General features: G+C 43.7%; 21 protein-coding genes. 4 read left to right on the top strand and 17 right to left on the bottom strand.

Features of this window, described 5'->3' with window-relative positions:
• Positions 1 to 2 precede the first annotated feature (2 nt).
• Positions 3 to 353, bottom strand: a complete 351-nt coding sequence (locus HFD99_RS18995) for an ArsR/SmtB family transcription factor (RefSeq protein ID WP_025365891.1) — start codon at positions 351 to 353, stop codon at positions 3 to 5.
• 85 nt (positions 354 to 438) lie between these two features.
• Positions 439 to 2028 carry an alkaline phosphatase family protein gene (locus tag HFD99_RS19000; protein ID WP_025365892.1) on the bottom strand — a complete coding sequence of 530 codons (1590 nt, stop codon included), beginning with the start codon at positions 2026 to 2028 and terminating at the stop codon, positions 439 to 441.
• Positions 2029 to 2217: 189 nt separating this feature from the next.
• Here HFD99_RS19000 and HFD99_RS19005 point away from each other — a divergent pair, with 189 nt between their 5' ends.
• Together HFD99_RS19005 and HFD99_RS19010 are read left to right on the top strand one after the other, a co-directional pair.
• Entirely contained in the window at positions 2218 to 2991 is a 774-nt protein-coding gene (locus HFD99_RS19005; RefSeq protein ID WP_123797668.1) for an alpha/beta fold hydrolase, read from the top strand.
• Positions 2992 to 3212: 221 nt separating this feature from the next.
• Positions 3213 to 4439, top strand: a complete 1227-nt coding sequence (locus HFD99_RS19010) for a sugar efflux transporter (protein WP_031462276.1) — start codon at positions 3213 to 3215, stop codon at positions 4437 to 4439.
• 131 nt (positions 4440 to 4570) lie between these two features.
• On the opposite strand, the gene HFD99_RS19015 is transcribed toward HFD99_RS19010, so the two are convergent.
• Complete coding sequence (locus HFD99_RS19015; RefSeq protein WP_025365895.1) at positions 4571 to 5788, bottom strand: macrolide family glycosyltransferase; 1218 nt, start codon at positions 5786 to 5788, stop codon at positions 4571 to 4573.
• Positions 5789 to 6008: 220 nt separating this feature from the next.
• A complete protein-coding gene (locus tag HFD99_RS19020) occupies positions 6009 to 9326 on the bottom strand; it encodes a pectinesterase family protein (RefSeq protein WP_123797669.1) in 3318 nt (1105 codons plus the stop codon).
• Positions 9327 to 9513: 187 nt separating this feature from the next.
• Between HFD99_RS19020 and HFD99_RS19025 the strand changes: the two genes are divergently transcribed.
• A complete protein-coding gene (locus HFD99_RS19025; RefSeq protein ID WP_016820412.1) occupies positions 9514 to 10353 on the top strand; it encodes a helix-turn-helix transcriptional regulator in 840 nt (279 codons plus the stop codon).
• 227 nt (positions 10354 to 10580) lie between these two features.
• Here HFD99_RS19025 and HFD99_RS19030 read toward each other — a convergent pair whose 3' ends face one another.
• The 8 genes from HFD99_RS19030 to HFD99_RS19065 form a co-directional block, all read right to left on the bottom strand.
• Positions 10581 to 11618 (bottom strand): threonine aldolase family protein, encoded by a 1038-nt coding sequence (locus HFD99_RS19030; RefSeq protein WP_045244983.1) that lies wholly within the window; start codon positions 11616 to 11618, stop codon positions 10581 to 10583.
• A complete protein-coding gene (locus HFD99_RS19035) occupies positions 11605 to 12066 on the bottom strand; it encodes a MarR family winged helix-turn-helix transcriptional regulator (protein WP_016820414.1) in 462 nt (153 codons plus the stop codon). Before HFD99_RS19035 ends, HFD99_RS19030 begins: the two co-directional genes overlap by 14 nt.
• A gap of 152 nt (positions 12067 to 12218) precedes the next feature.
• Positions 12219 to 15329: an efflux RND transporter permease subunit gene (locus HFD99_RS19040; protein ID WP_025365897.1), complete on the bottom strand. Its 3111-nt coding sequence runs from the start codon at positions 15327 to 15329 to the stop codon at positions 12219 to 12221.
• Positions 15326 to 16747: an efflux RND transporter periplasmic adaptor subunit gene (locus HFD99_RS19045; protein ID WP_025365898.1), complete on the bottom strand. Its 1422-nt coding sequence runs from the start codon at positions 16745 to 16747 to the stop codon at positions 15326 to 15328. The genes HFD99_RS19040 and HFD99_RS19045 overlap by 4 nt, the downstream gene beginning before the upstream one ends.
• A gap of 173 nt (positions 16748 to 16920) precedes the next feature.
• Entirely contained in the window at positions 16921 to 17571 is a 651-nt protein-coding gene (locus HFD99_RS19050; protein ID WP_025365899.1) for a response regulator, read from the bottom strand.
• A complete protein-coding gene (locus HFD99_RS19055; RefSeq protein WP_025365900.1) occupies positions 17568 to 18800 on the bottom strand; it encodes a sensor histidine kinase in 1233 nt (410 codons plus the stop codon). Before HFD99_RS19055 ends, HFD99_RS19050 begins: the two co-directional genes overlap by 4 nt.
• Before the next feature lie 248 nt (positions 18801 to 19048).
• Positions 19049 to 19219: a hypothetical protein gene (locus tag HFD99_RS19060; protein WP_013373210.1), complete on the bottom strand. Its 171-nt coding sequence runs from the start codon at positions 19217 to 19219 to the stop codon at positions 19049 to 19051.
• A gap of 18 nt (positions 19220 to 19237) precedes the next feature.
• Positions 19238 to 19432: an H-type small acid-soluble spore protein gene (locus HFD99_RS19065; protein WP_016820419.1), complete on the bottom strand. Its 195-nt coding sequence runs from the start codon at positions 19430 to 19432 to the stop codon at positions 19238 to 19240.
• Between the two features lie 237 nt (positions 19433 to 19669).
• Between HFD99_RS19065 and HFD99_RS19070 the strand changes: the two genes are divergently transcribed.
• Positions 19670 to 20857: a macrolide family glycosyltransferase gene (locus HFD99_RS19070; RefSeq protein WP_123797671.1), complete on the top strand. Its 1188-nt coding sequence runs from the start codon at positions 19670 to 19672 to the stop codon at positions 20855 to 20857.
• A 75-nt stretch (positions 20858 to 20932) separates the two neighbouring features.
• Here HFD99_RS19070 and HFD99_RS19075 read toward each other — a convergent pair whose 3' ends face one another.
• The 5 genes from HFD99_RS19075 to HFD99_RS19095 form a co-directional block, all read right to left on the bottom strand.
• Positions 20933 to 22396, bottom strand: coding sequence for a glycoside hydrolase family 32 protein (locus HFD99_RS19075; protein ID WP_123797672.1), 1464 nt, complete (start codon positions 22394 to 22396; stop codon positions 20933 to 20935).
• Positions 22397 to 22431: 35 nt separating this feature from the next.
• Positions 22432 to 23259, bottom strand: a complete 828-nt coding sequence (locus tag HFD99_RS19080) for a carbohydrate ABC transporter permease (protein ID WP_123797673.1) — start codon at positions 23257 to 23259, stop codon at positions 22432 to 22434.
• On the bottom strand, positions 23259 to 24143 hold the full coding sequence (locus tag HFD99_RS19085; protein ID WP_045244978.1) for a carbohydrate ABC transporter permease: 885 nt from the start codon (positions 24141 to 24143) through the stop codon (positions 23259 to 23261). Before HFD99_RS19085 ends, HFD99_RS19080 begins: the two co-directional genes overlap by 1 nt.
• Positions 24144 to 24203: 60 nt before the next feature.
• Positions 24204 to 25529 (bottom strand): ABC transporter substrate-binding protein, encoded by a 1326-nt coding sequence (locus HFD99_RS19090; RefSeq protein WP_123797674.1) that lies wholly within the window; start codon positions 25527 to 25529, stop codon positions 24204 to 24206.
• 163 nt (positions 25530 to 25692) lie between these two features.
• Complete coding sequence (locus HFD99_RS19095) at positions 25693 to 26697, bottom strand: LacI family DNA-binding transcriptional regulator (RefSeq protein ID WP_102997580.1); 1005 nt, start codon at positions 26695 to 26697, stop codon at positions 25693 to 25695.
• Positions 26698 to 26764: the final 67 nt, after the last annotated feature.

Below are 26764 nucleotides of genomic sequence, written 5' to 3' on the forward strand. Positions count from 1 at the left end.
CTTTAGGATGAACAAGCTGAGGCATCCGGTCCACAAGATGCGATCGGTTCCTCTTTATTTAGCGATTTCAAAATATGCTTGGAGCCTGGCATGCTCTCAAGAACAGCTTGAATATGCGGTTTGTCGTCTACGTTTAAGGAATAGTATACCCACTGACTTCGCCGTTCTTCTTTTACAATTCCTTGCGACTTTAATTTTCTAAGATGTTGGCTGATTGCTGGCTGCGACATATCAAAAATATCTACAAATTCGCAAACACACCATTCTCTTTCTCTTAGCAGGGATAACATGATCAATCGGGTTTTATCCCCCAATAGTTTTAAATGATCGGCTATACAACCTAGTTGATCCAATGTATGACCTCCTTCCAATTAAATATAACAATATGCTTATATACTAATAAATCTTAACTTTAATATCAAGAACGAAGATACTTATTCATTTCACCAATTGCATAATCCAGTCTTTTATGTCCACGATTCGCAGTGTTTTGGGCCTTGTATTCGTCCCAGAAATTATTAACGGAACAAGGGAATCTTGTTCATGCAGCGATCCATGCGCTCCCCCTCCGATGTGGGTAGGGGAACTTTCACTAACCAGTTCATATCCAGGTTGAACCGTAATGACAACATATCTCCCTTCATGTGAATTCATTGCCCCGTGTAGCCTCGCCAAAACGTCTGGATATTTTCCATATTTGATCCGGTTGTTATTTAACGTAATATCCACAAGATTCGTTTCGCCCGATAATGTCCATGATTGTCCATATTCATCGGTAAATTTTCCACCGGGATGATAAGAAAACAGGCTACCATTTCTCCCCTTTGTAACCTGGATATTATTTTTACCGTCTTTCATAGCAATAATGTCGAGCTTATTCTCATGCTGTAAAAGCTTCACCACGTCAGACAAATCTACGTTATTGTCAATTGCATAGATATAGGCCATCCGTTCATTAGCGGCAATCACGATTTGGTCATCGTTTGTTACGGGTTGATTTAATTTCGCAATCCGGTAATGGCCCAAAAGAGGCCTTATATCAACAGTGGCTGCCTGTCGATCATTATAAACCGCACTTTGCCCACTGTCCCCCAAGACGATCCATGTAGCATTTTGTACAGCCTCTTCCCAAGAACCGTATGCGTTCAACACAGTTTGCAGTGCTTGATCGGCTTTTTCAATTCCCTCCAGTTGAGTCGGGCCTTTTCTATGCGCCAAATTATCATTCCCTGGAAAGTATGTGATGGTTAGGTTTGGAAGTTTTTTTTGATTGATTAGAAAAGCGGTTTCTTTTGCAGAAAATTCGTCGTTCATCCCAAATTTTTTCCACGGAGAAGTATTCCAGCTATTCCCCGGATCCAGTTGAGCAAAAGTTGCATATGAAAACCATTTAGGTCCTGTTATTTTCACTTGTTCTGGCACACGGTTACTGTTTGCAATAAAACGAGGCACCTTTAAGGAATGTTCCGTTCTTCCTCTAAAAACAATAGCATTGATGGACGCGGATTCTTTTCCTTTGTCAGCTAATGCTTCATGTATTGTTTTCGTTTTTTTGTTCAATTGAACTTGGTTTAATTGGTAAATAGCGTCATTAAATACTTGCAGTTGGTCGATTTTCAAGGCTTCTTTGGCACCATTGCCGTAGAGAATCATGCGTTTCTTTTGATCACTGTACCAAACGAGTCCAGGCACATGATGTTGGTCTGCATACGTTCCCGTTAATAATGTGCTGTCGATGGTCACAGACATTGTGGGAAATGAGCTGACTACCTGCGGGAAATATTGCCCTTGATGAAGGAGAAATCGCATTGCGGGGGCACGGCCTTCTTGAATCGCTTCTTGCAAAGGCTTATCCATTAAAGAATCAATCAAGATTACAATGACAGGTTTTTTGCCCATTTGATTTGCTGTGTGATGTGGGTTCACGCTCTGTTGCTTTAGCTTTTGACTGGAGTCCGCTCTACAGCCCAAGATCAACAACAATAAACTTAACATTAGTACAACGGTAACTTTATTTTTCATGCTCATGTGTGTGTCCCCTTCTTAGAAAAACAGTGCCCTTGATCCTCTTATTTTTTCATATACAAAAAAAATTATTCCTACATTGGATCTTCGGGAAAAGAGAGAACTCCTGCATTCAAAGTTACAACTCCATGAATTTTTTGAATCTAATAAGCCAAATTTAAGATCAAAATCATTCAGGGAGAGAGCATAGCAATGACCACAACAAACATACACGAATATTCCATGCACTATATAGATTCCGGAGAAGGAACGGCCATCCTATTCATTCACCCTCCGGTACTCACAAGCTCAAATTTCACATACCAAATCCAAGGGCTAACGCCCTATTTTCGTACTATAGCTTTTGATATCAGAGGACACGGTAAAAGTCAGCCTTCCGAACAAACGGTTACTTACCCTCTCATCGCCCAGGATATTAAGCATTTGATGGACCGATTGAGCTTGGATAAAGTATTTTTGTGTGGATATTCTACCGGAGGTTCAATAGTACTTGAATTTCTCCTGACTTATCCAGATCGGGCATGGGGGGGCATTGTTATCAGCGGAATGTCGGAGGTAAACGAATGGCGACTAAGAAACAAAATTTCTTTGGGCATTGCGCTATCCAAAATCGGCGCAGTCGGTACGATTGCGCTTTCTAATGCTTGGTCACAAACGAAACAATTATCTTTGTTCCGCAAGTTACTCAACGACGCGAAGCAGGGAAACCCTCGGAATGTCGAACAATATTATCGTTACAGCTTGAAGTATAACTGTACCTCACGGCTAGGGGAAATCCATCTTCCTGTCCTGCTCGTTTATGGTGAAGAGGATAAACACTTTCATCCATATGCCAACATATTGTATCAGCATTTACCGAAGAGTGAGCTTGTTTTCATTAAAAAAGCCGATCACCGCCTTCCTACGAAGGCCGCTGGATCATTGAATGAACTGATCAAGCAGTTCATAGAACGCTTCAGCCTTTAAGGCACATCCTACAGGAAAAGTCGCATACACATCTACATCCCACTCCTGATCTTATATCTTTGTCTGTATATGGCCTTGCATATGAGTTGCTCATCAAAGTAAAAAAAATTATATAATATTTTATACAATGTAAATATACAAATTATGCTAAAGTCATATATAGTTTAGGTTGGATAGGTATGTAAGTTCTGCTTCTAAATCTAAAGGGGTGTAAAAATGAAATGCTAAAGCGTATTCAAAATCTTTTCTTTATCCCTAACTACCCACTATTCATGATCTGCATGTTATTGCAAGGTATGGCTATTTCCATAAGCGCACCTTTTTTAGCTGTATATTTTACAAGTACACTTGGCGTATCGGTGGGAACCTTTGGTGTGTTTACAGCGGTGACTTTGATTTGTGGTATATGGATCAGCTCCCTTATTGCCAAACGCTCCGATACCGGATTGGATCGCAAACAAATTTTAGTGATTTGTACGTTATTTAATGCTGTCGCCTTTGCAGGATATCTTGTAATCCAAAACTTTTATGTACTTTTTATTTATATGACTGTCTTTACAGCGATTGGCGCCCCTGGGATGCCGCAGTTATTTGCCAGTGCACGTGAAGCAGTAGATCGCAGTAAATCTGCGGATCATGCCTTTGCGAATTCAACGCTTCGTTCTATGTTTTCTCTTGGCTTTATTACCGGGCCGCTCTTGGGTTCCTTCTTGATTGCACATACGGGCTTTAAAGGTATTTTTGTTGGTACGACCTCTATTTTTGTACTTATTGCCGTTCTTCTATTCTTTTTTATCAAGCAGCGTCCTGTTCAGGCTAAAAATAAGGATCAACTTTCACTTCATCACATTACATTACATAAAAATATGAAAATCCTGATCCCTTTTGTAGTTCTTACTCTGCTTTATACGTCTCACTGGATGAATAGTTTAAATATTTCCTTGTTCATCATTCACAATTTAAAAGGTGACACGAATGACGTTGCCCTCGTATCCAGTATTTGCGCAATCTTAGAAATACCCCTGATGCTCATGCTGGGCGTACTAGCAGCCAAATACTCCAACCGTTTGCTTATATTTTTAGGGGCTTTAACAGGCGTTGTCTATTACCTCCTCGTTCTTATGTCTACGGAGATGTGGCAACTATTTGCGGGACAGCTTCTCCTAGCCTTCTTTGTTGCAGTGATATCAGCCATTGGTATTAGCTATATGCAGGATTTGTTGCCATCTCTGCCCGGATACGCCTCGACACTGTATTCCAATGCGACAACGATCGGAAGATTGGCGGGGAGCTTGATGGGCGGATTGTTTGCTCAATGGATGGGTTATCGAAACTCCTATTGGATATGCTTATTCCTGATTCTCTGTTGCCTTGGTCTGCTGGCGATATCAAAAAAATTAGAGTTTGACCAATCGGCTGCTCTACAAGAAAGAAATCACAGCCTATAGAGCACCATCAATAAAAGAAACAGCACGTAATCTGGACGAGAACCTAAAGTCTGATTACGTGCTGCTTTATTATGCTACCCTGCCATGCGTAGCCCGAATTGGTTATAATCAGGAGCTGACGCACACACACCCTATTTTTTTATAGTAGAGAAACGGCTCATAATTGCATCGGCCGCATACGTATAACCGCCAGCCTGACGGAGTGATTCGCCAATTACATGCGCCTGTTGTTTATAGATGGCTTGATTTAAAACCTCTACCAAAGCAGCTTTTAAGATAGCAGGGGTAAGCTCATTTTTATTCACAGCAATCCCTGCTCCCAGCTCTTGGACCCGATTGGCCACAAGCGGCTGATCCGATGTCATGGGAACCAGAACCATTGGCACGTTGTAATACAAGGCTTCGCTTGCACTGTTCATTCCCCCATGTGTGATAAATGCATCTACACGCTGGAGCATTTCCAGTTGCGGAATATAGGGCTTGATCATAAAATTGTCCGGGATACCATCCGCCAATAACTCCATCTCCGCATATTGGCCTGATGAGAGTACAAATTGCACAGGCAAATCACGAAATGCTTCAAAGCAAAGCTTGTAAAACTCCAAATCTCTATTAAGAATAGTTCCCAATGATATATAAACAACCTGCGGATACAAAGCACGAAGCTGGTCGAACGGAAAAGAGGGCGCATCTTTACGAGGTACAATAGATGGACCTGCAAAAATATAGCTGTCATCCAGCTTTTCAGCTTGCGGTTGAAAATAACGGCTTGTATATACGACCTTTAGGCTGTGGGAATGTGAATCGAGTTCATCAATTGCAGGGACGGCAACCTGAAACTCCTCAGCTAATTGATGTACTACTTTCATCGTATCATCATAAAGCGCTCTCACTTTTATGTCATGATCATCCCCGCCTTGGTCAGAACCCAGAGGCTCTACGAAAGCAAACGAACAGACCGTACATACCGCAGGTATTCCCAGCCTCTCTGCTATAATTTTGCCTCCCCAACCCATCAAATAGTCATAAATCAAATAATCATACACCTTATTTTCAATTGCTTTCATAACCTTTGGAATAATCGGTTCAATCAAACCTTTAACGATCATATTCACGAATTGATAATGATGTTTATATTCAGCCGGCTTTAATACAGGATTGTGAATAAATGCATCCACACTAAATGGATAGGTGATCAGGTTTGCTCCCGTTTGTTGAATTCTCGTACCAAATTCCTCTGAACACACATAATCTACTTCCTCTCCCCTATCGACCAATTGCTTAATTAATCCTAATGACGGGTTAACATGGCCTTCAGCAGGCGTGATCACAACCAACACACGTGCCATCCTACACCTCCGACAACATAATGTATTTAAGAAAAAATGTTAGTTTTGTCCTTGATGATTTACACACTTCCCTCATTCAATATATAAAATATTTACCATAAAAACAAATGGTTTCAATTTTAGATTATGTATGCATCACATCCAAAATTGCTCACAAACACGCACATAAGCGGGGGAAAACGCTTGAAGCGCATCCCCCGCTTATCTATTGAATATACAATTATAGACGCCAATTCCAATGATCTGTCCCGCTCAGAACAGCTTCAACAGTGTACTGGTTTGCTTCGTCAGCCGTAAGCTGTTTGGCCCAAGGTACACGCCCGCTACTTTCTGCACCTGGTCCAAAGTTATCGTACTCTCCAAATCTTGCAGTCTGCTCATTGGATTCCTTACCCCAATTGTTCCAACCACCTGGCTTGATATGGTCATCCATATAGGTTTTCAAAAAAGTAACATGTGCGTAAGGACGCCATGGTCGCCCAAGATCCACCTTGCCTGTCAAGCCAGCTTCGGTTGTCAGACGACACTGAATAAATACAAAACCTGGCTGGTTCTCTTCCGTTGAAGCGGCTGTTACGTATCCGGCACGCAGGCTGTGTATGATCGAATTATCAAACACGGCAGGGGCATTGCCAAATATAAAATCTACACTGCCACTGATGTAACTGTCCTTAAAATATTGTCTGCCACGGTTCACGAGCAGTGTATCCTGTAGGCCAGTAATTTTGACATTGTGATACTTTCCACGATCACCTTCGGCATATAACGCTACAGCCTGCACCTGCCCGGTCCCTTCTGTGTTGGCGACCGTCACATTTTCCAACACAAAGTCAGGACTTTGCACACGCATAGTATAGCTATTGCTCGTTCCTAATTCTTTTCCATCCACTACGGTCTTGGCCGTATCATCAAAAGCAATGATCGTTTTGTCCCGATCTTCCCCGATAATACTCAGATTTTTTTTGGAGGAATTTACCTTTACTTTTTCGCGGTACGTACCATTTTTGAGATGGATAACAGTTCTTGTGTTGCTGTTGTCAGGGACTGCATCAATAGCTGCCTGCAGAGATGTATAGTCAGCAGGGCCATAGGTCGATACAACCACACTAGTGGGAGAAGTTCCTCCTGAGTCTGTTAGCTTGCGGACCTTGACATTGCTGAATTCCGACGTATTGTAATTCCACACATCGTTTTGTTGTTTGGATGCATCGGTAGCTAGCCCGAACAATAGCGGTTGATTATCTGGAAAGTCCACAATAGTTTCACCCGCTTTTTCCCAATTGGTTAAACCATCGGCGGATATCCATCCGGTCAGCTTTTGCCCTTGTCGCACCAGACGAACCGAATATGGCGTTGGAATAAACGTCTCCATTGACGCACGCGTGGTTTTACCATCTGTTTGATCACGACTGATAAGAATCCCCTGTTTACCATATTTAACAAATGCTAAAGACATAAAGGCCATTTTTGATCCAGGCTTCAGCGATTCACGAATCATTACCCCTGCCTCGGCATTATCATCCACAGGGGTAATCTTCTCCACACGAGCTGTAATTTCACCGTCTCCCTCCCATTTCTGATAAGCATAATGGAAAAGATCAGCTTTTCCGTCAATATCCCCCGCGGATTTCAGTCGGATACTGCTGCCGTTTGCATCTTCTTTTAATACCTGAGTATGCCCTTTGATATAGCCATCGTTACCATCAGAGCCAACCTCTTCGCTGAGCCAGTTCCCCGTTGGTGCAGTCGTGTTGACATGGATGGTAACAGGATTGGAAAATGTAGCAGTCCCCTTGCGGTCTGTCACCCGTGCAATAATGTAATGGGTGCCGTCCGTCACATGATTCCAACTGATTTGATAAGGCGCACTCTCTACTTTTCCAGCAAGTTTACCGTCAATGACAAATTCAACGTGAGCAATGCCATCTTGATCCTTGGCCGTTGCAGTTATGGTCGCATCACGTCCGGCTTCCAAAATATCGTTATGCTTCAGTGAACGTCCACCTTCATCCGATACCTGAACGAAGGCCTCCGGATTATCCACCTCACTGCCATTGGACAGCTTCTCAATGAGATCATTTAAATAAACTTCCAGATTCGTATAGCCCTTGGCAAAATGAGCATACTCGCCTGTACCGGCAAGCTCCTGACCGTTGCGGTCATCTGCATTATTGGGGTCCAGCCCATGAGCGCGTTCCCATTCATCCGGTATACCATCATGATCGCTGTCAGTAAGCTCCGTGGTGGTTACGCTATAATCATCGTAAATCCAGCCTGCTTCACGCGGGGAGTTGATAAACGCACCCGTTCCATTCTTCACATCATTCATAATTCGAGCGTCCACCGCATCTCTTCTTGGCAGCGTGGCTCCTGAGCCGGCGAGCACCTCAGTATATGCGGTCTGTGCATCTGTCGCCTGATATGGTCCATACGCATCTGGTGAAATTCCGTTGTCGTATTCCCCTCTGACTTCAATCGGCTCTGCCAAACGAGTGGAAGGGTCAATAATCGATCCAATGGATGTTCCAAGCTGCCAGTTGTCTTGAGTAACCGATTCGTTGTCGTACATGTAGTTGCCACCAATATAAATGCGTGTTTTATATTTTTTACTCCCCACGTCTACAAAGATTTGACTCCGCACGTCCTTATATGTGTTGGGGCCAAACTTATAATAGTTATTCAGCACATTATACGATCCTTCACCGCCACCGTAGGAAGAGAAAAATCCCCAGTTATAAATGACGTTATTAGTCATTTCCACAGCATCGATTTGTTTTTTATCGGTTGGGAACCGTGGATTGCGGCTTGCATTGTGAGCCAGCAAGTTATGATGATAGGTGGAATTCCGACCACCCCATATACCGCCATAGCCGTGGCGGCCTTTCTGGTGCGTAGTCATTAGCATACTTTCGGATGCAATAGACCATTGTACTGTCGTATTCACGTTATCGTACAGACTTAGTACCTCATCCACCGACCAGCTAAAGGAACAGTGATCAATCATAATGTTTTTATGGTACCTGGCTCCTAACGCGTCATCCTCACTGGGGTAACGATCAGTTAATCGAAAACGCAGGTAACGGAGAATGACGTTATCTGCATCAATCCCTGTTGTGTAATCGCTTACAGTTATGCCGTCGCCAGGAGCTGTCTGACCTGCAACCGTCAGGTTGTTGCCCAGGATTTTAAGTGGCTCCTTCAGATGAATGGTTCCACCCACCCGGAATACGACCGTCCGATTATCGGAGCTGACCGCTGCACGAAGAGATCCGGGGATCACCTGCTCACCTTTGCCGTAGTCTGCCAGCGTGGTAACTTCGTATACTTCACCTCCGCGTCCACCGGTAACATATTTACCGCCACCTTCAGCCCCCGGAAACGCCGGAATATTCGTCGCTATATTTTCTACTTTCTCCACTTTCCCCATCTCTGTCCCTACCGCAGTCTCTGCTTGGATCAATGGTGGGCACAAGGTCAACAACATTGAACCCACAACCACATTACATAGCACCTTTCTCCATGTACGCTGCTTGCTCATATTCTGTTTCCTCCCTAAGATTTTCTCTCACATCAGCGCATACTTTTATAAAAGAATGATCCGAGACGTTCAGAAGTGTCTTCACCTCCTTTCATCAATCTTTTCCGCTTTTACCGTGGGCAGGTGTCATATATACTATGGATATATGAATGCGCTTACTTATCTTAATTGGCAAAGGAAGAAGCACATGAATGAAATGAAGGAAGACAAATATGTCATCGGAGAACAACAATTCTCCATTCATCACATCTACCGTACCGGCTTCACCGTTATGCCCAGACCTCATGTTCATGACAACTATGAGCTGTATTTTTTGCTGCAGGGCGAACGCATCTACTTTATGAACGGCAAGGTATACACCGCTCGCAAGGGCGATCTGATATTCATCCTCCCTCATGACTTACACTCTACCGCCAGTACACAATTGGAGGAAACAGAACGCATTTTGATTCATTTTTCCCCGACGTTTCTCCCACAGCAGGATCATGACATTCTGGATCTACCGCCGTACCAGCAATCTGCGTTGCTTCGCTTACCGGCTAGAGAGCAAGTCGAAGTTGAACGGCTGTTCCTACAAATGAATACCGAATGTAGGAATAAGCAGCCTCTGCATGACCGCTGTGTACAGCATTTGCTGCTGGAAATGCTTATCCTGGTGCACCGATCGGAAGCGGCCGAGCGTAGTGAACTTGTTTCCTCTCATCCCATGCATCAGAAAATCACAGAAATTTCGTCTTTTATTCAGGACCATTTCAATGAGCCGTTAACTCTCGAACAAGTGGCCGCCTGCTTTTTTATTAGTCCGGCTTACCTAAGCCGCATCTTTCTAAAATTGACTGGCTTTCATTTCAGCGAGTACATCCGCGTAGTGAGGGTCAGGGCGGCTCAAACCAGACTGCGAACCACCAAAGACAAAATCCAGCACATTGCGGAGGATGTCGGCTTCGGTCATGCCTCCCATTTTAATAAAATCTTTAAAAAAATAACCGGACTCTCCCCTCTTCAATATCGTAAACAGGTTCGATAGGTATTCAGTGTAAATAATTAGGCGTTAATTTTATACATCCACTCTTGTCTTGTTTTTCCATTTTTATATCTGCTTGCTCTTTCATGGAACTAAAGACAAGCCACTTGAATTAAGCAAATTACACAACAAAAAAGCCATATTTCGCTGCAATGTATGCAACGAAGTATGGCCTATTACATCATCCATTCTATAATTTCAAGATGATATTCATCGTTTATCCATGATCTTTATTGTAATGCTTTGATATCCTGTAGCAGCATTTCAATATTTTCTTTCTTTGTGGCCCAACTAGTGCAGAATCGAACAGCAGTATGGGTATCATCAGCCTTTTCCCAAAAGGAGTAAGTATATTTTTCGCTCAATGCCTGTAATATACGATCTGCTATAATCGGAAACTGCTGATTGGTTGTGGAATGATATTGGAAAGAAAATCCTTGCTCGGATAATCCTTTTTGCAGCAGCATGGCCATATCTATGGCGTGTTTGGAAATCTCAAAGTATAAACCGTCTTCAAACAGCGTTTCAAACTGAATGCCCAGCATTCTCCCCTTAGCCAGCAGCCCTCCTTTTTGCTTGATCATGTATCTGAAATCTTGTTTCAAAGCATCATTTAGGATAACTACGGCTTCGCCCATCATTGCTCCAATTTTAGTGCCGCCAATATAAAATACATCGCACAGCTTGGCTATATCTGCCAAGGATGCATCACTATCCTCTGCAACCAAACCATAGCCTAAACGGGCCCCGTCTATAAACAGTGGTAAACCACATTCACGACACACTCCACTTAGCACTTCCAGCTCGGATCGGCTATAAATCGTTCCATTCTCGGTAGGTTGAGAAATATAAACCATCCCGGGCTGTACACAATGCTCAGGAGCAGAATCACCCCAGTGAGCGTCGTACAGTTCCTTTACCTGTTCACCCCGGATTTTCCCATCCTCGCTTGGCAATGTCAGTACTTTATGTCCAGTAGCCTCAATTGCTCCGGTCTCATGCACAGCAATATGCCCAGAAGTTGCCGCAATGACGCCTTGATGCGGACGCAAAATCGAAGAAATGACCGTTGTATTGGTCTGTGTACCTCCAACCAAAAAGTGTACATCCGCATTTTCGGAGTCACATGCTTTTTTAATATAAGATTTGGCTTTTTCACAATGATCGTCCACACCATAGCCTGGGGTTTGTTCCTCATTCGTCTCCAGTAGTCGCTTTAAAATACGCTCATGAGCACCTTCGGTATAGTCGCATTCAAATCGTATCATTCTGTATCCTCTCCGAAATATCCAATTTCTTCTGAATTAACAACATAGATGCATGTAATTCTGTAATCTCTTCTTCTGAAAGTCCTTGAACTAATCTTAGAATTTGTTCATCAGATCTTTCATTCAATTGGTTGTAGAACGTTTTTCCTTTGGGTGTCAGACGAATTAGATTTGTTCTATTATCCAACGTTGAATTTTCCTTAACAAGAAAGCCCTCTTTGCAAAATTTAGCAATGATCCTGCTCATATAGCTGCGGTCAATTTGAAGAGATTCGACCAGAGTATTCGCAATACACGGTTCGATCAACCCGATCTCTATAATGACACGTGCCTCGGTAAAGGAATATCCGCTATCCAGCACATGTCTGTCTAAAACACCAAGTAAATTCGTATAGAACCGATTAAAACGCCTCATATCCGCTATGATATTAGCATCGATATTGACCATAACTCCCCCTATTTAGTGGACTTTTGCAACAATTATAGTAATGATATTTGTTGACTCTGTCAACAAATAAAAAGATCGTACATAAAGACATTCGCCTCATGTACGATCCGTATTTATAAGAAAAATTGCAGTATATTCTTATCTGTATTTACCTACATGGTCAATGAGCTATCGGTATTTATAGACTTTTCCTGCTTCTGCTTCCGCTTCAGCTTCAGATGAGCTACGACCATATACAGAGTCGGTACAACAAACAAGGTTAAAATGGTCGAAAAGATCAGTCCAAAAATAATGGTCGTTGCCAACGGTTTGAAGAGGATTTCCCCTATTGTGGCAATAGGGATCATACCCACAATCGCAGTTAGCGAAGTAAGCAAGATCGGACGGAAACGGGCAGAACATGCCATAAGAATTGCGTCTGTCAGTTCGGCTCCTTCACGCCGCGCATCTTCAATAAACTCTATCAACACAATACCGTTGCGCACGACGATACCGGCCAGTGAAATGATACCCATAATACTCATGAATCCAATTGGCATGCCTGAAATAAAGCTTCCAAGAATTCCACCTGCCGCTGCCAGATACACAGTGGTCATAATAATGAGCGGTGTGGAGACGGAGTAAAACTGCATCGTGATCAAGAGCAGGATGAGAAATACAACAATAATAGCTAACTTGCCCAGATCTGTAAAAATATCAGATTGCGCGGATGTTTCTCCGCCCATCTCCCAGGTATAGCCTGGTTCAAACTGTGTATGGGTTAGTTTGCTACGGATGTCATTAGTGAGTTCTGTAGCCGTACGCCCATTTGCATTGGCTGAGATCGTTACTGTCCGCTCCAAATCATAGCGGTGGATTTGCTGAATGGAAAAGTCCGGTTTCATCGTGACTAACTGGGATAAGGGAATTTGCTCTTTTGCCGCATTGGTTACACTTAATTGCTGGAACAATACCTCAGGATCATCGTTTGGTTTATTCATGTATATATTGATATCCAGTAGTTCCTTACCTGTATCAAAATCCGTTACATTAACTCCGTCACCCATTAACAGCAGCGTACGTGTCAAATTGGAATAGCTAACCCGATATTTATCCAATGCTTGTGGATTGACTTGGAAATTCAGATTATAGCTTTGCATTCCCATATTATCGGTCACATCTACAGCTCCGGGGGTCGCCGCAACCATTTCTTTGACTTTAGCTGTCATGTTTTGCAGTTTATCAATGTCTTCTCCCTTCATACGGATAGACACCGCACTGCCGACCGGGATACCTAATTGAGGAACCCGAATGCTGATCAATGCAGATGGATATTTGGCTTGAAGCGTATGAGTCCAGCTATCCACTGTTTTTTGGAGATCGAATAGCCCCTCTTTTCCAACGACAGCAAGTTGACCGTTGACCGCTCCCCCGGAGCCGTGACCGCCTGCAACATCGCTATACATCTGAGGCGCTCCTCCACCTGCCGTTGCCGACAACCGTTCTGTTTCTGGTTGTTTTTTGACCCACATGCCAATCTCGTTAATAACCCGATTGGTTGCCTGCAACGACGTTCCTTCTGGCATCGTTACGCTGATGGTGGCATCTGCTTGATCGGATTCTGGGAATAGTTGAATGGGAACAACCGCAAGTAGTCCATAAGCGGCTGTACCAATCATAAGACCAACCAGCGCTGTTAAAAGTGGACGCCGTAGTATTCTTGGCATCCAGTTTTTAGAGTACACATTGGATAGAGACTGGATTTGATGCCCCAGAAGCCCAGGTGGCTTAACGGTTTGGTTCCTCTCTTTTCCTTTACGACGTTGATCATACCATTGGCGGAAAATAGGAATAATCGTTAGCGACATAATCATGGAAGCCAGCATGGTTAACGAAATAACGGTAGGGATCGGTTTAATAAAGTCTCCGATATTACCCGGCAGAAATAGCAGCGGGGCAAATGCTGCAACCGTAGCTAGCGTAGCTGTAATGATCGATAAGGACACCTCTTTGGTTCCTTTAATGGCTGCCTCCGTAGCATTTTCCCCAAATTCAGAGCGTCGGCGTTCAATGTTGTCATTGACCACGACCGCATCATCAACCAATATCCCTAGCACGATGATGAGTCCGATGACTGATATTTGATTCAGCGTAGTTCCTGTCATGGGCAAGAAAATAAAGCCGATGGCGATGGAAACAGGAATGGCCAACGCTACAAATGCAGAAGTTAGCAAATTCAAACCTAAAGTACATATCACAATGACCGATAAAATAGCAATAATCATCTCTTTGGTCAGATTTCCAAATATTTCACTCACTCGATCATTTTGTGCAAAAAGCAGTTCAAAATGTACATTCTTCGGCAAACTGCTCGCAAGTTCATTGATTTTAGCTGTTGTTGCCTTGGAAACTGTAGGCACGTCTGTGCCTATATCTCCACTCACACTGATCGAAATAGCAGGCTTGGTATTCACATACGTATAACTAGCTGCTTTTTTAAAAACAAGCGAGGCAGTACCTATATCCTTCAAAGATATCGGAAATCCATCGTCATTGCTTGAAATCTGGACATTATTCAGAATCGATGGGTCCGTTGAGGCATTTACCGTCAGCTGATAAGTACGCTCATTGAAATCCATACTTCCTGTAGGTACTCTATCATTCTCATCCTTGATCGCTTGGACAACCTGCTCCCAGGAGAGGTTATATTGTTGCATCTTTTGCGTGTCTAAACTAACTCGTACCTCTTGCTCGGGTATCCCTTGAATATTGACCTGCGAAATACCAGGGACTGTTTTTAATTGATCTTTCCATTTGTTCATTAATTCATTTAACGAATATAAATCCTCAACCTTATCAGAAGTAATCGCATATGAACCAATGAAAGAGCTAGTCATGCTATCATTGATCATAGGCTGCATCGCGTCCTCTGGAAGCTCAGATTGTGCATCCTGCACCTTTGTACGAAGATCAGCCCATACTTTGGTCGGGTCCGCATCATTCAAAGCTTCTATGATGATACTGGATTGGCCTTTCGATGAAGTAGAGGAAATCGTTTTGACACCTTGTACAGCTTTAATTTTCTGTTCCATGATCTTAGTAATGGTTTGCTCGATTCTTTCAGGTGAGGCACCCGGATAGATCGTTGTAACACTAGCTGTCATAGGAATAACATCAGGCTGCTCCTGTTTGGGTAATGATGTAAAATTGAAGAGCCCTAGCAGTATGCACATGCCAAAGAAAATAAGCGTAATTTTCTGCTTTTTAACAATATATTTAATCATTCGGACGACTCCTCCGATTTCCCAAGCACATCATTCCCAATTAAATCGCCATTAAATAAGGTTCCTGCTCCTTGTGTAACGATTTGATCGCCTGCCTGTAGTCCGGAGAGAACTTCGAATTGATTATTCGTCACTTTTCCCACTTTAATCGTGGTTTTAACAGCCTTACCATTCACAGCTTTAAATATATAAGGGTCACTTCCATTGCTAATCACGGCTTCCACAGGCACTAACAGTGCTTCCGCTTGATTCACACTTTTAGATGCGCTGATGACTTGACCAGGTTTCCAATTCAGTTCAGGATTAGGAATGCTGACTTCCACATTAATACTGCCCGTTTTGGTATTCGTGGATGGATAGATCTGAGTAACAGTCCCTGTTCTAATTTCATCATAGAGAGAAATATTTACTTTTTGGTTTTTCTTCCATGATAAGATTTCGCTATCCGGTACGGGCAGAAGTACTTTTAAGGTCTTGATATTCCCGACAATGAATGCCTCACTTCCACTGGAACCCAGTTGACCATCGGCTACTTTTTTTTCAATGACCACGCCAGTGATCGGGGAGGTTAAAGTCGCTTTTTTAAGTGACAAGGATGACTGTTCATAAGCAGCCAATGCATCCTCATAGGTAGCCTGCGCTTGAGCTTTACTGGCTAGCCCTTGCTGTTTCGTAGCAATAGCGGTCTCCAGCCCTGCTCTGGCCTGCTCTATACCAGCTGAAGCCTGGGTACGTTGTTCCTGCGAGGCGCCTGCAAGCAAGAGAGACAGCTGCTCTTGTGCGTCACTTAAACTTTTTTGTGCATTCGTTAATTCCAGCTGTGCATTCTCATTTTCCGACAATGATGCTGCGCCTGCCTGGAACAGGCTCTGCGTCCGTGCGGCATCCGCCTTCTTCTTATTGTAAGCATTGGTTGCCGCAGTAACCGCATTTTGTGACTGGGCAATTTCCTGTTTTTTGGCGCCATTGTTCAATTCCTGCAATTTCGATTGGGCCGCATCGACCTGGGATTGCGAACTATGAATACCCGCCTGTGCCGATTGAATGGAAGCCTCCGCTTGGCTAAGACCAGCCTTTGCCTTCTCCATGGTTGCCTTGGCCCGATCCAGCTGCAACTGGTAAGCAGATGTATCCAACTTCGCAAGGACGCTCCCTTTTTCTACGGAATCCCCTACCTCCACCATAGTGTTCAATATACGTCCATCCGCTTCAAAGGAAACACTAGCTTCATTACTTGCCTGCAATGTTCCCGCCAAATTAAAATCATTGGCCAAAGGTTTCATTACAAGTTTCTCTACTTTTACTGGGTGACTGGCTTGTGTTACAGAGTTCTCCGTTGCACTGGAGCAACCGGAAGCTACTATAGCTAATGCAATCCCTGTAATCATGATCCTGATTCCTTTTCTCTTCAACTTCATGTCATCCTCCCTGATTCTCTCTTCTAAAGGTGCTATCAGCAACCCGTGGGTCAAGTAAACTTTTTCATTTCTTGTTTCATGTTATAACAATGAACACACAAAAAAATCGTACAAAGGGGCAAGCACCTTATGTACGACTGGGCAATGAAATAACATATATTTAGTTAACATCTCTAAAGCTGTAAAATACCACGCTCCAACGAAACGGCAACGGCTTCGGATCTAGAATCAACACCAAGCTTGTTATAAATATTCGTTAAATGCGCTTTGACGGTACGCTCGGAGATTCCCATATCAAATGCAATTTCTTTGCTTTTAAAACCGTGTGCAACCGACTTTAATATGTGCCTTTCCTTATCAGTAAGAACTAAGCTACTTTCGTGCGGCTCTGGCTTGGCTTCTTTCTTATTCGTTGCAGCGAACACCCTAGCTGTTATTTCTGGCTGAAGCAACGTTTCGCCTCTAAGTGCTGACTCAATCGTGCGAAATAAGTTTTCCCGACTGGTATCTTTTAATAAATATCCCTTTGCCCCTAAAGAAAGTCCTTTAATCATGAGATCATCTTCGTTATAGGTAGTCAGGATAATGACTGGCGTTTCATTTTGTTTTTCTCTGAGGGCTTTCATAGTTTCCAAACCACTCATTTGTGGCATATATAAATCCAGCAATATAACATCCGGTTGAAGTTCTTCGATTAATTTAAGAGCTGTTATACCCTCTCCGGCCTCGCCAATAACTTCATAGCTGTCATTGGTCTCCAACACCAGCTTTAACCCTTCTCTAACGACCCAATGATCATCGACGATTAAAATCTTGTATTTCATGATAGGTCTCCTTTAGTAAGAGGCGCCTCTATTTTTATAGCTGTACCTTCTTGAACTATACTGTTGATATTTATGTTTCCACCCAGCATCCGTACACGTTCATGCATACCTATAATTCCGTAATGTCCTGTCTGCTTGGCAATAATATCCTTATCAAATCCTTTGCCATCATCGCGAATCTCGATTTCAATCTTGCCTTCGTTATCTAAAATATGAATCCATACGGTATTCGCATGTGAATGCTTTGCTACATTGGTTAAACATTCGCTTATTATAAACAATCCATGTTCGAACAACAGTCTGGGGACGGAAGCTTTAATTTTGATGTTGCGTATTACTCGAATGCTCGTAGCCATAGTAAATCGCTGTATTTCTTCCTCCACGGCCTCTGCAAAATCAACTTCCGAGATGGTTTTCGAACGCAGATTGTCTATAGCTCGTCTCGAATCAGACAATGTTCTTCGCACTTGTGACATCGATTGTTGGACGATCTCCTGAGCCCTTTGCGTACTTCCTTTTGTCAGATGAGCATCAATGGCTTCAAGCTGCATGATTAGCCCAGCAAGCCCTTGAGCCAGCGTATCATGCAGATCACGAGCCATACGTTGTCGTTCATTGGCAATTGTAAGTTCTTCCACCTTTTGATGTGCGGCTTCAAGCTCTTTCAGAACATTTTGCGTGCGGATTCGTGCTTTGACTTGTTTGAGAAAAAGAACCGCATAAGCTACTATAACAACGACAATTAGAAAAAATAGCGGGATGAACAACACAAATTGCCTGCCCTCATTGTGAGAGACCACAGCCACACAAAAAAGCACATAGGAGATCAAAAATACAAGAATAACCTTGAGCGGCTTATAATAAATACCTATACTCTGACCCACCAAAACGGGCATTAGCCCAACCAGTACTATGGAGAAACTGTCAGGTAGAAGAAATGCACTTGCAAAGATCAAGCCCCCTTGTACAACAAAATAAACCCATGAAAAATATTTTGCAACTCTATGAGCATGCAAGTACAAGAGGATATGCAATATGATGATTACAGTAAACAAGGAACTTTGCAACAGATATAAACCACCGAACAAATGTTGAAGAATGACAGACTCACTATAAATTATAAAAATCCATATAATAGTTAATATTTTCGAAATATCCTTGTTCTCAACTTCACCTTCACTTATTTCCGGATCTAGATTTTGAACCTGTACATTGAATTCATCGTTCATAATTCCCTCCTACAATTCTGAATTCATGCTTTTCAACTTATTAGAGACAATGCCGCTATGAGCAGCTGGTCCATTTTGAACAGAAATCATGTATAACTTATTTTACAAAAAAACGAAAAGAAAAAAACGTACACACGGGCAGCTTCACTTGTACGTTTGGGCATTGAATACTTTTTGTTCGATACGATCCAATTATACGTCATATAAAAAGCACGCAACAGGTTATCCTGTGCGCGCTTGTCCACTCCCTATTCTTCTTCCAACTCATCTGGTACATCATATTTATTGATATGCGAGGTCATTGCTGCAACAGCTTCGCTGGCATCTGTTGTGGCCGGTACTTCTCTGACCACATCGTCCGTCTGATCACGAAAATTCAAACGATCTGCCTCGATCTCTTTCTGTTGATTGGGTTTCACTTTTCATGTCGCTCCTTTCTATTCAAGGGTTTGATCTCGTTCTGTTAACGCGTACAAAGGTACTTCCCGTTCCTCTTCCGGATTGTTCAGCGCATAGATCCGTGCCGTCTCACGTTGTTCGTTCACATGCTGAATGTAGATGGGTAACCCATCGCACAACACATTTGCCATGATGGAAGAGGACGCTATTTCTTGTGCTCTTTGGACATTCATTTAGAAAAAACCTCCCTCGCTAAATAGGTTCGTCTTTACTATGCACGAGGTAAATATTTGTTATACACATTTCATGCCAACATGTCCTTGTCTTATTCTTTTGAATTATATTGACTGTTTTAAAACGCAATCATGAAAGGATATCATTTGAAAAAATAAATATTATTGTTATTATGGATTGAGAGATTCAGTTAAAACTGCATCTTAAATGAAAGAGAAGGAAAGGAGTAAGGATGGATGTTAAATGTATTAATGGTTAATTTTCCGGCAGAAGGACATGTAAACCCCACGCTTGGGATCACACAAGCCTTTGCAGCACGAGGGGACCAGGTTCATTACATTACAACTGAGAAATACAAGAATAGACTCGAAGCAGTTGGAGCGAAGGTTCACCTGCATCCTGATCTGGTCAGGACTGCTTCCATTGATACCAACACTCCGGCAGGACTGAACGCATTTTTGAATATTCATATCCAGACTTCGATGGACATCTTAGCCATCACTCAGGAGCTGTCCGAGCGTATTCAATTTGACTTGGTGTTCTATGATCGATTCGGAGCTGGTGAATTAGTAAGAGATTATTTGAATATTCCAGGCATTTCTTCATCCCCATCTTTTCTCATTTCAAATCATCTGATGGCCGCCAATCTCTTCCGCTCCGACGCTAAAGTACCGTTTCAGCCTGATGAACAAGTCACATCATCACTGCATCTCATGAAAGAAAGGTTCGGTGTTGCTCCCAAAGATCTGGTTCAATTTATGAACAATTCAGGAGCTTTGAATGTCGTATATACGAGCAGATATTTTCAACCGAATGGTGAACAATTTGGGGACGAGCATCTTTTTATTGGCCCCAGCTTCCCGGAGCGCAAAAGAGAAAATTCATTCCCGCTAGACAGACTACAGGGTAAAAAGGTTTTGTATATTTCGATGGGAACTGTTCTAGACCATACTGAGGACTTTTTTAACACCTGCATTGAGGCTTTTTCCGATTTTGAAGGCATCGTCGTGATTGCAGCTGGCGAAAAAGCTGACTTTACGAAAATTAATCCTGCCCCTGGGCACTTTATCATCTCACCCTATGTACCTCAATTGGAGGTATTACGTCATACAGATGTATTTATTACTCATGGTGGAATGAACAGTGTGAATGAAGGAATTCACTTTAATGTCCCCTTGGTAGTGCTGCCTCAGGACAAAGATCAGCCCATGGTCGCACAGCGGTTAACGGAACTTCAGGCTGGCTATCGAATAACTAAAGATCAAATCAATGCACAATCGTTAAGAGATGCCGTACGTGAGGTCGTGTCAAACGCAGCGTATAAAGAGGGCGTACAAAAAATAAATAATAGCTTCCAGCAATCCGGCGGTACAGAAGAAGCCCTCATCAAAATTGATGCTTATCTGCAAAATAAGCGCGCCTAAAATCCCACGAGCAAAATGGCCACAAAAAACAGGAGCCTGACCATCAACGGTCAGGCTCCTGTTTGTCATGCGATTCTATGTGAGGATATCCCATTTCTGGAACGAGACCATCGTACATTTTCCGCTCGCAAACGCACGAATACCTGTTGATTCCATTCCGGGATACACTCTTCCTGTGAGGACGTATTCACCGTCACCGATGAATATTTCCACAGAGCTTTTATCGACGAAAATCCGAAGCTCCAGACGCCCCTCTTGTAAGCCCAAGGGCACTCTTCTCTCTCCGCCCGGTCCGATACCGGCACGCTCACGGTTAAAACGGAATAGACCGTCATCGGGACGATACGACAGTACCGTTTCCTCTTCGTCGCCCACCCGTAGCTTCAAGCCGAATTCCTCCGTATGACCAGCCTCGAACTCAAATACCGCCTTCAGTTCGTAGCTATCTCCGAACGTGTCCATGATCTGCTCGCCTGTCAGCAAGATATCCCGCTGCTCGAACAGATTGGATCGGTAATTTTCCACCTCATCAAGCGGACGGAACAGCAATCTGTCGTGGTCGATCACCGCTTCCCGCGGAAGACTCATCGCACCTGCCCAATGATGTCCCTGCTGGGTTGGCATCTCCGACTCCCACATATCCATCCATCCGATGATGATACGCCGCCCTTGATCATCCAAGGTTGACTGCGGGGCATAGAAATCGAATCCGTGATCTACCTGAGCATACCGCTCTGCCGTAAATGTTCCAGCCTCCGCATTGAAATCACCTATACCGTACATGGTGGAATGCAGATTACGGTATGCTTCTCCCTGAGCAGGCATGCGCTGTGGAGACAGCATGAATACGTGCCGATCGCCGAGCGGGAACAGATCTGGACATTCCCAATTATCACCGAAGCGTCCGTCACTCACAGCCAGCACATTGACATACGTCCAGCTTCTCAGGTCTTCAGATCGGTAAAGCAGTACAAGCCCGTTCCCTTGGGCATCATTAGACCCAAGCACGACGTAGTATTGGTCCTCATGTCTGAACACCTTAGGATCACGAAAATCTTTGCGGCTGACCGTGTCCGGTATGGCGTCATAACCGATGACTGGGTTGCCCTCCCACTTTTCGAATGTCACTCCGTCTTCTGATACTGCAATTCCCTGTGACTGCTTGTAATCCTGATCCTTGTCAGGCCCAGTTACAACATGTCCGGTATACATCAGGACAAGCTTCCCGTCCTGCTCAACCGCACTGCCGGAGAAGCAGCCATCCCGGTCGAACTCACCGTCCGGGGCCAAAGCAACCGGTAGATAGTCCCACTTCATAAGATCGCGGCTGACTGCGTGTCCCCAGTGCATCGGTCCCCACACCGATTTATACGGATAATGTTGATAGAACAAGTGATACTGCCCGTTATATTGAATGAAACCGTTCGGATCATTCATCCAGCCAAATTCAGCCATTAAATGATAGTTCAGCCGATAATCCGGCCGAAGCATATGCTTGGATTGGGAAATAAATTGATCAGCATTTTCTCTCGTATACACTCTAGTATGTTTGATAAGGCATCCTACTCCTACAGTTATTTAATCGAACCTTGCATAACACCCTGAATAATATATTTCTGGGCGAACAGATAGATGATAATGATCGGAAATATCGTGAGTACCAAACTTGCCATCAATGGCCCATAATCCACTGTGTAGGTTCCATAAAAGTTGTATGTGGACAGCGGAAGTGTCCTTTGCTCAGGATCGACCAGAATGAGCGAAGGCAGCAGAAAATCATTCCAGATCCACAGTACATTGAGAATGGAAATAGTGGCCGTCGTAGGCATCAATACCGGAAACACGATGCGGAAGAAGGTCTGAATCCGCGTGCAGCCGTCAATCAGCGCTGCTTCCTCCAATTCCTTCGGAATACTCTTTACGAATCCATGATAAATGAAGACGGCCAGCGAGCTACCAAAACCGATATACATGTAAATCAGCGACCATTTGCTGTTCAGCAGATCAAGTGAGCCGTAAATTTTCACCAATGGAATCATGATGGCCTGGAATGGAATAATCATGGAAGCTACCATCAGCATAAATGTATATTGGTTGAACTTGGTGTTGTTTCTGACAAAATAATGAGCCGTCATCGCCGCAAACAGGGAGATAAACAAGACACTTAACACCGTTATGACCAATGAGTTAGTGAATGCAGTGATATAATTCATTTTATCAAATGCATTCATATAGTTGGTCATATTGAAGCTCTCTGGAAGCGATAACGGATTCGAGGTGATGTCTATATTTTCCTTGAACGAATTGATCAGCAGAAAGACGAACGGTACGATGAACAATATAAGTATGATCGTCAGCACAATGAATTTGATCATGGAGGAAGCGATTTTTTTGCTTGCCATTACGCCTCCACCTCCAACTTCTTGCTAAAATAAACCTGGAGCAGAGTGATGAGAGCAACCATCAGGAACAGTACGAATGCTTCTGCCTGCCCCACACCATAGTCACGGGAAAGGAATGCCTTTTCATACACATGCATCGACACCATTTGAGTACTACTGAACGGTCCACCTTTCGTGAGCGCAAGGTTGACGTCATAGACCATAAATCCACGCTGCAGGGACAAAAATATACATACGATGAAAGAAGGAACCATCAAGGGCAGCACCATTTTCCGCAGTCTGGTCCAGCTGCTCGCCCCGTCAATGCTTGCAGCCTCCATAATATCATTCGGTACACCCGTCAATCCTGCAATATAAATGACCATCATGTAACCCGCGTTCTGCCACACGGTTACAATCACGAGTGTCCAGAACGCTTTGTCAGGATCAGCCAGCCAAGTCGTGCTGAGCGCTTGAATATCGGCATGTTGCCCCAAATAGACCAGCACGTTGTTGAAGATGAACTGCCAGATAAAACCGAGTACAATACCGCCGACAAGGTTGGGCAGGAAAAATCCTGCCCGGAAAATACTCTGTCCTTTTAACCCTTTAGTCAGCACATAAGCCAGCATAAAAGCGATGACATTGATAAGAACAACGGTATAAAATACATATTTGAGCGTCAAGGCGAACGATTTCCAAAACTCAATATCCCGAAAAACGGCCAGATAGTTTTGGATGCCAACCAGCGTTAGTGTCGTGGAAATACCATCCCAGTTTGTGAACGTCAAATAAATGCCGTACAAAAATGGAATGATCATTACCGTTATGAAGGCAAACAAGGTTGGTCCGGTGAACAGCAGCCGTGACCGTAGCCGGTTCCATACTCCTTTTTCCGCAATCATGGTGATCCCTCTCTTTGTTTCGGATTTCTCTCTCTATTTCCGGGTAATTTGAAATAAGCCTTATTTTACGCTTTTCCAGTAGTTTTCGATTTCCTTAGCCAGTGTTGCGCGATCACCCTGCTTCGCCAGATATTTTTGCATGGAAGATCCTAGCTTAGACCAGTGGTCGGCCGGCAGCAAGCTCATCGACTGCTCTGACTTGCCTTTTGCAATATAATCCTGAATGGATTTGCCAAGTGGATCGGCCGCAGGCAGTGTAATATTTTTGAACGCTGGGATAATGTTCGCTTTGTTTACGAGGAAATCCTGACCTTTCGCATCATAGACGATCCAGTTCAGGAACTTCTTCGCTGCCTCTTGCTGCTCCGGCGTACTCTTCTCCTTGTCAATGACAATACGTTTGGAAACAGCGGATGAAATTTCCTGATTGCCGTAGTCATCAGCATTGTTGCTGATGGGTACAGGCAAGAAACCATATTCTTTGTTAGCCGTATCAAAACCGCTGATTTGCGGCCATGCCCAGTTGCCCATGAACCAAATACCAACTTCGCCTTTGCCAAGCAGTTCTGGTCCACGCTCATAAGCGCCTGCCAGTGGGGAAGCCTGATCGATATTGTATTTCATCATGACGTCGAATGTATCCATAAGTCCGTTAAATACTGGATTGCTAGCCAAGTTAGCCTGGCCCGCTTTCAGAGATGCCATAAATTTGTCCACTTCAGCCATGTCTTTGTTCTGGCCTGCATAAGCAAGTGGCAAATAATGAGCGCCTAGGGACCAATCCATTGGTGAAATCACCAATGCTTTCTTCCCAGATGCCTCGATTTGCTGAAACAGCTTTTCAAGATCATTTCGGGTTTTAATTGTGGTGGGGTCAAAGCTTCCGCCTACCGCTTTATCAACAACCGCTTTGTTATAGATGAATCCGTAGCCTTCAACAGCCAGCGGAAACGCGTAATTTTTACCGTCAAACGTCGTCGTTGTGGTAGCGTTTTCAACAGTGTCCGCATTCCACTTTTCTCCGCTTAGATCGAGGATACGATCCTTGAATTTTTCCACATCACCTGTATCAAGCATGATCATGGTCGGCGGGTTTCCGGATGCATACAATGCAGAGGCACGCTCAAAAGGCGATCCACCGGCCGGAACCGGCTGGATTTCAACAGTAATGCCGGGATTGTCTTTCTGGAACGCCTTGGCGGCATCCTCCAGTTGTGAAAGGATTTCACCCTTAGAGTTCAAAAGTGTAATTTTCACATTTCCTGAATCCGCTGATCCCCCTCCAGAAGCTGAATTGCCTTCTCCTCCGGAGCCGCCGCATGCAGACACCACCATAACCAAAAGAAGCAGCATTACCATCCATTGAACTCTTTTGAATTTCCTCACTGTTGTCATCCCCCTATTTCTGTAATGGCTCTGAACGCTTAAATAAAACGCTTACAAACGGATTATATGTCAAAGAATCATTCTATGTCAATCGTTTGACATGTTAAACCTTTAACATTCTCTAAAAAAAATCTGTTCCCCTTGTTAGAGGAACAGATTTCATTCAGGTCGTTGCACGCTCAATCAGTTCAACAGGCAGCCGATTAACAGGCTGTACCTGCTCTCCCTCGGCCTGTCTACGAATCAGCTCGACCGCCAACCTGCCGATCTCTGCAATTGGCTGTCTTACCGATGTAAGTTCAGGCGTCAGCCAGGAAGCAGCGCTCACGTCATCGAAGCCTACAATACGCACATTCTCCGGTACATGCCGTCCGGCGCGGATATATTCTTTCAGCGCAAAAGCTGCAATAATATCGCTTGTTGCAAACACCCCATCCACATCTGGATGTTCATGAACGAGTTTGGAAATCAATCGCTCGTACTCCTTTTGGTCGAACACATTCAGGTCTGTTTGAACGATTACATGCTCGACACTATTCCTGTTCACGACATCCCGGAAAGCTGTGGTCCGCTCATTGGACAGCATGTTCAGCTCCAGATTTCCACATATATGCGCAATTTTCCGGCACCCTTTGCGAATGAGCAGTTCCGTAGCCAGCTCACCTCCGCGATAATTGTCCGAAGATATGTACGGGATTTGTGGATCAATCTGTCTGTCAAATGTCACAATTGGTGAATTCAAATGTCGGTACTCTTCTACTTCCAAGGTATGGCTACCCATAATGATGCCGTCTACCCGGTTTCGTTTTAACATATCGATATACACTTTTTCCTTCACAGGGTCCATATGCGAATTGCAGAGTAGAACCTTGCACCCCTGCTGATAGGCGTAATACTCCACCTGATTAGCAAGCTCACTAAAGAAAGGATGCGAGACATTGGGAATAATAAGACCGATGATATTGGACTGCTTGCGTAGCAGGGATCGTGCTATTTCATTTGGTTGATAATTAAGCTCTTCCATTGCATCGAACACTTTTTTGCGTGTAACTTCGCTGATATAGCCCCGGTTATTCATTACACGAGATACTGTAGTGACCGACACGCCCGCTTTTAACGCCACATCATGAATTGTTGCCATATAAACCTCTTTCCGAGCAAAATACATACATATAAACTATACCCCCTCCTCATCTTTTCGACAACCTTAGGTATTATGTGCTTCTCAGACATGA

It is taken from the genome of Paenibacillus sp. EKM301P (genome assembly GCF_011800295.1).
Classification (GTDB): Bacteria; Bacillota; Bacilli; order Paenibacillales; family Paenibacillaceae; genus Paenibacillus; species Paenibacillus polymyxa.

Excerpts from the sequence above, each read along its gene's own strand:
- HFD99_RS19065 (WP_016820419.1), bottom strand. The coding sequence starts at position 19,432 with ATGAATGTCCAAAGAGCACAAGAAATAGCGTCCTCTTCCATCATGGCA.
- HFD99_RS19045 (WP_025365898.1), bottom strand. The coding sequence starts at position 16,747 with ATGAAGTTGAAGAGAAAAGGAATCAGGATCATGATTACAGGGATTGCA.
- HFD99_RS19035 (WP_016820414.1), bottom strand. The coding sequence starts at position 12,066 with ATGGTCAATATCGATGCTAATATCATAGCGGATATGAGGCGTTTTAAT.
- HFD99_RS19010 (WP_031462276.1), top strand. The coding sequence starts at position 3,213 with ATGCTAAAGCGTATTCAAAATCTTTTCTTTATCCCTAACTACCCACTA.
- HFD99_RS19030 (WP_045244983.1), bottom strand. The coding sequence starts at position 11,618 with ATGATACGATTTGAATGCGACTATACCGAAGGTGCTCATGAGCGTATT.
- HFD99_RS19040 (WP_025365897.1), bottom strand. The coding sequence starts at position 15,329 with ATGATTAAATATATTGTTAAAAAGCAGAAAATTACGCTTATTTTCTTT.
- HFD99_RS19000 (WP_025365892.1), bottom strand. The coding sequence starts at position 2,028 with ATGAGCATGAAAAATAAAGTTACCGTTGTACTAATGTTAAGTTTATTG.
- HFD99_RS19085 (WP_045244978.1), bottom strand. The coding sequence starts at position 24,143 with ATGATTGCGGAAAAAGGAGTATGGAACCGGCTACGGTCACGGCTGCTG.
- HFD99_RS19095 (WP_102997580.1), bottom strand. The coding sequence starts at position 26,697 with ATGTATTTTGCTCGGAAAGAGGTTTATATGGCAACAATTCATGATGTG.
- HFD99_RS19050 (WP_025365899.1), bottom strand. The coding sequence starts at position 17,571 with ATGAAATACAAGATTTTAATCGTCGATGATCATTGGGTCGTTAGAGAA.
- HFD99_RS19070 (WP_123797671.1), top strand. The coding sequence starts at position 19,670 with ATGTTAAATGTATTAATGGTTAATTTTCCGGCAGAAGGACATGTAAAC.
- HFD99_RS19005 (WP_123797668.1), top strand. The coding sequence starts at position 2,218 with ATGACCACAACAAACATACACGAATATTCCATGCACTATATAGATTCC.
- HFD99_RS19015 (WP_025365895.1), bottom strand. The coding sequence starts at position 5,788 with ATGGCACGTGTGTTGGTTGTGATCACGCCTGCTGAAGGCCATGTTAAC.
- HFD99_RS19025 (WP_016820412.1), top strand. The coding sequence starts at position 9,514 with ATGAATGAAATGAAGGAAGACAAATATGTCATCGGAGAACAACAATTC.
- HFD99_RS19020 (WP_123797669.1), bottom strand. The coding sequence starts at position 9,326 with ATGAGCAAGCAGCGTACATGGAGAAAGGTGCTATGTAATGTGGTTGTG.
- HFD99_RS19055 (WP_025365900.1), bottom strand. The coding sequence starts at position 18,800 with ATGAACGATGAATTCAATGTACAGGTTCAAAATCTAGATCCGGAAATA.
- HFD99_RS19080 (WP_123797673.1), bottom strand. The coding sequence starts at position 23,259 with ATGGCAAGCAAAAAAATCGCTTCCTCCATGATCAAATTCATTGTGCTG.